The sequence below is a fragment of the Gudongella ferriphila genome, from assembly GCF_046224405.1.
In the GTDB taxonomy this organism is placed as follows: domain Bacteria; phylum Bacillota; class Clostridia; order Tissierellales; family Tissierellaceae; genus Gudongella.
In genome coordinates this window covers 62,894-69,494 of record NZ_JBJXRK010000010.1, presented here as the reverse complement: position 1 = coordinate 69,494, position 6,601 = coordinate 62,894, and the positions used below count along the sequence as shown (strand labels likewise).

Below are 6,601 nucleotides of genomic sequence, written 5' to 3'. Positions count from 1 at the left end.
CCATGACTCTTACAGAATCAATATCGAGTCAATTAATCCGGCAAAAGATCTTTCTATGAGAGAAGTCTACGGACTCGATAAAAGATTAAGCGAGTAATCAAAGTGGCTCTGTAGTTCCGGACAGGTGGCTCATGCCACACCGGAACTGCGGCTCTGCCGCACAAGAATATTCATTTCAACTAGATTCTTTACCTTGTAGATCCTGTCTTCTATGTGCTTTCCATCCACTATCCCATACTTGTCAACATCTCCATCAGGAACCTCCTGAACACCAAGTATGGTGGTCTTATATTCATCATAAGCCTCAATCATCTGCTTAAGGCATGGTTTGCCATCGTTCTGTACAATATCATCCCCTAAAAGAACGGCAAAAGGTTCGTTGGCAATAAAGCTCTTGGCGCAATGGATGGCATGGCCAAGACCACGGGGTTCCTTCTGCCTGATGTAGTGGATGTTGACCAGATCGGATATTTTTCTGACTTCTTCAAGTAAGTCGTCCTTACCAGCCTTCTCAAGCTCCATCTCAAGTTCAACGGATTTATCAAAATGATTTTCTATGGATGACTTGTTCCTTCCTGTAATAATTAGGATTTCCTCGATCCCTGATGCAACTGCCTCTTCAATAATAAACTGAAGGGTTGGCTTATCAACAATTGGTAGCATCTCTTTGGGTTGTGCCTTTGTAGCAGGAAGAAACCTTGTTCCCAATCCCGCTGCTGGTATGACTGCCTTCCTAACTCTCATTTTGTACCTCCCATATTATATGTAATGACAAAACCAAATCACTCTCTTACAATATTTTACCAGAATACATGATCGATTACATCAAGTTTAATCGCAAAACCTAACTTTCACCATCCATTTCTTCAATTTCAATTGGGGTAAATCCATTATTAGCCCACATTCTGGTATTATTAGAAAGACGTCCGATTAATTCCATCAATTTTTCAGCATCCTTGATATCCTTAAGCTTCAATTTGCTTTCTTCAAAGAAATATCCGAGATTTTTCATCCCATCTGCAGACCTTATGAAGATCCTTACTTCATTTGCAAGCTCCTCAGCTCTTGATATGTCTTTATATAACCCCTCAAAGAATTCTACAAGTTCCTTGTATGAACATGTCCTTTCAAAATATGTATAGTCTCTATACTTTAGTAACTCTGCTCTTTCAGGAATGTAATAAGGCTTGTTCTCCTTATATCCCTTTTCCTTATCATAATCTCCTAGCATGATAATCTCAATGGCAACCAGTTCATTATTCTCAACAATAACAAGGTTATCCCTCAGGTAGTCCTCATTTTTCTCAACCTCATCCTTAAGATCACCAAGGCTTATTTGGTCTTCATTTTGCAGATTATAAGTATGAACAATTCTATCAAGGCTAACAATACCATAAAGGTTTACCAGAGAAACACAGTAGTCTAAAATTATGTTGTTCATATCACAGCTCCTTACGCATTTTTCGCCATCTTGAGTAACAATTGACTGATTTTACCATTTATGTTAAAATCCTACCTAATATTGTTTCAAAGAAGGAGGAGTGGTAAATTTGAGAGTTTTAAAAGCATTAACATCTTATTTTAGAGATTGGTTGAGTATATTATTCTGGACTCTATGTGCCAAGTTAAAATCAGATGCTCACAAGGAAAAGGAAAATGTAGTACTGAGAATGCAGCTCGCCTATTACGAAAGGCTGTTTGAAAAGAAAAATCTTCCAAAACCTAGAACTAGTATAGCCCATCAACAATATTGGGTTCTCCTTTCCAAGCACTACAAGCCTTGGCAAAAGCTGCCATTGCATGTAACAACTAGAACTGTACTAAACTGGCATAAGACAGCCTTCAGGAAACATTGGTGGAAAAAGTCCAAACCTGTTGGCAGACCTAAGATGTCCAACAAGACAAAGGAACTTATTAAATCAATACATACAAAGAACCCTCTTATGAGTGCCGAGAAAATCCATGAACTGCTAATAAACATGAACTACACCGATGTCCCCTGTGCAAACAAGATCCGACAGATACTTGGTCAAGACCCCAGGAAACCACCCACTGAAAAGCAGGTTCAGTCATGGAAAACCTTCCTGAAAAACCATAAGGAAATTTGGGCAATGGACTTCTTCACTGTTCCCACACTGACCTTTAAGATTCTTTATATACTGATAATAATCAATCATGATACAAGAAAAATTGAACATTTTGGTGTTACATACAATCCGAACACCATATGGCTGAAGCAGCAGTTTAGGGAAGCAACCCCCTATGATAATAAGCCCAAGTATCTAATCCATGATAATGATCCAGTCTTTGTATCCGAGGACTTCCAGGAATTCTTGAGTTCCTCAGATATCAAGTCTAAAAGAATATCGTATAGATCTCCCTGGCAAAATGGAATAGCCGAAAGATCCATAGGAAGTATCCGAAGAGAATTGACTGACCACGTTATTCCCGTCAATGAGATCCATCTTCATAGGCTTATGAAGGAATATGTATATGAATATTACAACACAAACAGGACTCACCAAGGCATTGACTGTACAACACCGATCCCCTCCCCAGAATACCCTGAATCTAAATTTACCGAGGGTAAGATGATTCCAAAAGAGATTCTTGGTGGTCTGTACCATACCTACAAAAAAGTTGCGTAAACTATACGCTTATCTAATATTATCCAACCCTATATTATAGGGTTTATTGTCATGCTCTTTTTTAGTTCCCACCTATTACATCCTGAATTTTTTGACTCTAACCCATGTTTGAAATCCCATTATTTCCCATATGTGCTAGTTTTTTCAGATTATTAGTCACAAAATTCTGGTGCGTATACTGCAAATTTCTGTTGGAAATAATTTATGAGGTCCACACCACAAATTCAGTTTTTCCTGTTACAGCAAGTGTGCCTGCCTGTATGAGAGACTCCTGTCTTATGACTCTCAACCAGTAGTAGTACATCGATTCAGGCAAATCATTATCCCTGCACCACTGCCTGATAGACAGTCCACTTTCCTTATGGTCCCTAACCCGTTTGAGCCAGATTTCCTTCTGCATTTTGTGTTTCTCAGCTTTCATAGTGGTCATTAATTTACCCCCTTAGTGCTATCAATGTTGACCAAGTACTCTGTCAACATTGATAGTGCAATATATGAGTATATTATCTCACTTAGGTTGAGTAATTTAAATCCATGAGATTATGGGACGCTTACCTCCTTTGTAATAGTAGCAACACCAAACCCACCCATTAATACAATATTCTGACACCTTCATTTATAAATAAAACGGGCAAAGCTATCTAACTTACCCTCTTCATGCCCGTTTTCTTTGATGTATTATGTCTGTATTATTTTGTTATGTCAATATTGATCTGTTTCCCGTTCTCTTTCACTACCGATCTGAAAATCCACTGTCACTGCCTATAGCGAAATCCAAACAGAATCACTTCAATAACCCCATTCTCTTTGATCTACTATGTCAGAATCATCTCTGCCTATCTCGTTTGTCCCGTACATCACTCATGTTAGAGCTAAGCCTCATATAAGATTCCAAAATCCCTTATGTGGATGAATAGGTTCTTGGGGACTTTTGGGGACTCTGATATACTTAACTGTAAGGACCAGAGAAGGAATAACATCCAAATGCAACATCAACTTGTCCACTTATCCGTGCCCGGCACCACACAAATTACTGACTTCCAAATTCAGCCCTCTATTCCTTAGTTGCAGCCACTTCACTATCTCCTACTTCGCCCACACTCAACAGTTTATAGTATTTTTCTTTTAGCAAAGAACATTTAGGATCCTTTTCAAGCTTTTCTTCAAAGTACTTACCTGAAGAGTAGAGCAAATCCTCTAAGTCAGATATATCAATAATTAAATTTTTAATTTTCTTGTACTGATCAATATCAGACTTATTCAAACCAAAAAGATCTTTATGAAACTTAAAACAACTCTCATATAATTCATTACGAATGTCATCTCCACGTTTTTCTCTATCAACTTCACCATTGACTAAGTATAAATCAAGTGTTTGATTCGCTTTGATTGACGATTTTTCTTTAAGAATAGCAATTTTTTCTTCTACATTTTTATCAGCCAATTCATCAGAGTTTATGGAACCAGTCGTCAAAGTGAGATTAGACAACAAGGAATTTTCCGTATAGCCGTTATCACCATATAGATGCTCTATTGTTAATTGTTTGGGATCTAAAATTGAATCATTTTGTGTCATTTTATAGTATTCAACTAAAATATATTTAACAAGCCGTGAGTTTCTTTTTAACCGGCTATCTTTAGTAGAATATCTGAATGATTGATTGGTGTAAAATATTGAATTGAAATTTTCTTTATTAATAAAGTCCGCTATTTTCAGGAAAAATTCATTAAGTATAAATTTGAAGTCAATTTCTGATTTTGAATGATACAATTCATATGCTGCATCACTCATCATTTTATCAATCCTATTACTAGTTTGTTGAGTAGCATTGAAAATAAAAAAGAAATTTCTTAGATTCAGGAAAGCATCATAATATACTGTATCAGGAATAGTATTTCTGCAATATAGTACCCGTATTGCAGCAAGCATTGATCTAACTTGCTGATTTCTTTTAATATTAAAATATTCTATAGTTGGGTCAGTAGAATTGGTATCTGTAATTGATGAGTATGCTTCAGAATACTCAAATAAATCTTCCAGGAACTCTGCAAGTTCCTCTATAGCTACTTCCTCTTTAATGAGTTTATACACTGAATTAGCATTTTCTGCATTCTTCTTTATGTAGCATTTCGTAAAATGGTTAATTAAATTATCAATATCACTTAAATGACTATTGTTTTCAATTATTTTAGTCCACTTTTCTTTCGCTTCATCTATAAAATCCTCTTGTCTAGGTTGGATATATTTCATTATGTGATTCTTCAACAACTCTATCTGCTTCAATTTTTGGCCTCGAGCATTTAAAACTTCAAAAATATTGTATATTTCTTCTTCTTGATCAGATATAATTTCGACAACATTAATTTCAAGTAAACGATTCAGAAACGTGTCCAAAGTACTAAAATCATAGGATTCAAATTCATCTGAAAAGTACTTAAACAGATTATACATTTTATTGCTTCTGCTCAATGATTTTGCTTTTCTTGATGCATCAATAACCTCTTTGATATCACTATCTAACTCCGGGTTATCAATCATTATAATTTGTTCAGAGTCTGCCGATAATGACACTACGAATGTACTGTATATATATTCTGCTCTTTTCTTTGAAACTTCAGAATCAATATTCTTGAATTGCTTATATAAGGCCAAAAGCATCAAATAAACTGTTGTAATCCTTTGCTGCCCATCAATAATTTCATAGTCAACAATGCCTTCAATTCTTTCGCTCTTTTTCTTTGCTGAGAAGCTATTTAAAACAATTGTACCTAAGAAGTGAGACCATTTCATTTTATCTTTTGCTTGCATTGTGAATTTAACATCAGTTAGTAATTCGTGCCAGTTTGATTCTTTCCAAACATATTCCCTTTGATATCTTGGTATGACATATCTACATGGTCGTTGATATAAATCTGCAATCTTTCTGTTTTCAGTATTGAATGCCACAGTCTCACCTTCCTTTAATATAACAATAGATTCTTTTATTCTTCTCTCCCCGCAGCAACCTCAGCCAAAGATCCAACTTCCTTCTGAACAACTCCCACTAAATAAGATAGAAACTCATCTCTCAAATCACTTCTTCTAAGAGCAGTCTCGACAGTAGCTTCAAGGAATCCTTGTTTGTTTCCTACATCATATCTTTTGCCGATAAAATCATAAGCGTACATATCTTCTTTAAGAGCTAACTCTTTCAGTGCATCAGTCAGCTGAATCTCTCCACCTTTTCCAGGCTTCGTCTCAGCTAAAATATCAAAAATTCCTGGATTGATGATGTATCTTCCTAATATAGCAACATTAGAAGGAGCTTCATCTACAGCTGGTTTCTCAACTAGACCCTTCACGGTGTAAACTCTATCACTTACCCTTTCACCGTCAACGATACCATATTTACACACGTCTTCATCTTTAACGGTTTGAACTCCAAGTACAGACGTCTTATATTCATCATAAACTTCTATCATCTGCTTAAGACATGGTTTTCCCTCATTATATACAACATCATCACCTAGCATAACGGCAAATGGCTCGTTACCTACAAATGTCTTTGCACAGTAGATGGCATGTCCAAGTCCTTTCGCTTCTTTTTGTCTTATGTAGTGGATATCGACAAGATTGGTAATGTCTCTAACCACTTTCAACAACTCTTCATTGGCTTTTTTCTCAAGTTCCAGTTCCAATTCAACATTTCTATCGAAGTGGTCCTCGATTGCTCTCTTGCTTTTTCCTGTTATGATAAGAATCTCTTCAATCCCACTATCAATAGCTTCCTGTACAATATATTGAATTGTAGGTGTATCTACAATTGGCAACATTTCCTTTGGCATAGCCTTTGTAGCTGGTAAGAATCTCGTTCCAAGGCCAGCTGCCGGTATGACTGCTTTGCGTACTTTCATGTGATGTTAAGACCTCCTTTGTGTTGATATTTGGGCTGTGTTGATAGTACCCCTACTAT

6 protein-coding genes are annotated in these 6,601 nt (G+C 36.3%); 1 reads left to right on the top strand and 5 read right to left on the bottom strand.

The features are described from left to right. Positions 1-129: 129 nt before the first annotated feature. Both ACKVDP_RS07665 and ACKVDP_RS07660 read right to left on the bottom strand, forming a co-directional pair. Positions 130-744, bottom strand: coding sequence for a UTP--glucose-1-phosphate uridylyltransferase (locus ACKVDP_RS07665; RefSeq protein WP_409228232.1), 615 nt, complete (start codon positions 742-744; stop codon positions 130-132). Between the two features lie 100 nt (positions 745-844). Further along, a complete protein-coding gene (locus tag ACKVDP_RS07660) occupies positions 845-1,441 on the bottom strand; it encodes a hypothetical protein (RefSeq protein WP_409228231.1) in 597 nt (198 codons plus the stop codon). Positions 1,442-1,550: 109 nt separating this feature from the next. Here ACKVDP_RS07660 and ACKVDP_RS07655 point away from each other — a divergent pair, with 109 nt between their 5' ends. Further along, a complete protein-coding gene (locus ACKVDP_RS07655) occupies positions 1,551-2,648 on the top strand; it encodes an integrase core domain-containing protein (protein WP_409228230.1) in 1,098 nt (365 codons plus the stop codon). A gap of 202 nt (positions 2,649-2,850) precedes the next feature. Here ACKVDP_RS07655 and tnpA read toward each other — a convergent pair whose 3' ends face one another. The 3 genes from tnpA to galU form a co-directional block, all read right to left on the bottom strand. Continuing rightward, positions 2,851-3,078: an IS66 family insertion sequence element accessory protein TnpA gene (gene tnpA / locus ACKVDP_RS07650; protein ID WP_409228229.1), complete on the bottom strand. Its 228-nt coding sequence runs from the start codon at positions 3,076-3,078 to the stop codon at positions 2,851-2,853. 624 nt (positions 3,079-3,702) lie between these two features. Then, a complete protein-coding gene (locus tag ACKVDP_RS07645) occupies positions 3,703-5,595 on the bottom strand; it encodes a DUF262 domain-containing protein (protein ID WP_409228228.1) in 1,893 nt (630 codons plus the stop codon). Positions 5,596-5,630: 35 nt separating this feature from the next. Further along, positions 5,631-6,542, bottom strand: coding sequence for a UTP--glucose-1-phosphate uridylyltransferase GalU (galU, locus tag ACKVDP_RS07640; RefSeq protein ID WP_409228227.1), 912 nt, complete (start codon positions 6,540-6,542; stop codon positions 5,631-5,633). Positions 6,543-6,601 lie beyond the last annotated feature (59 nt).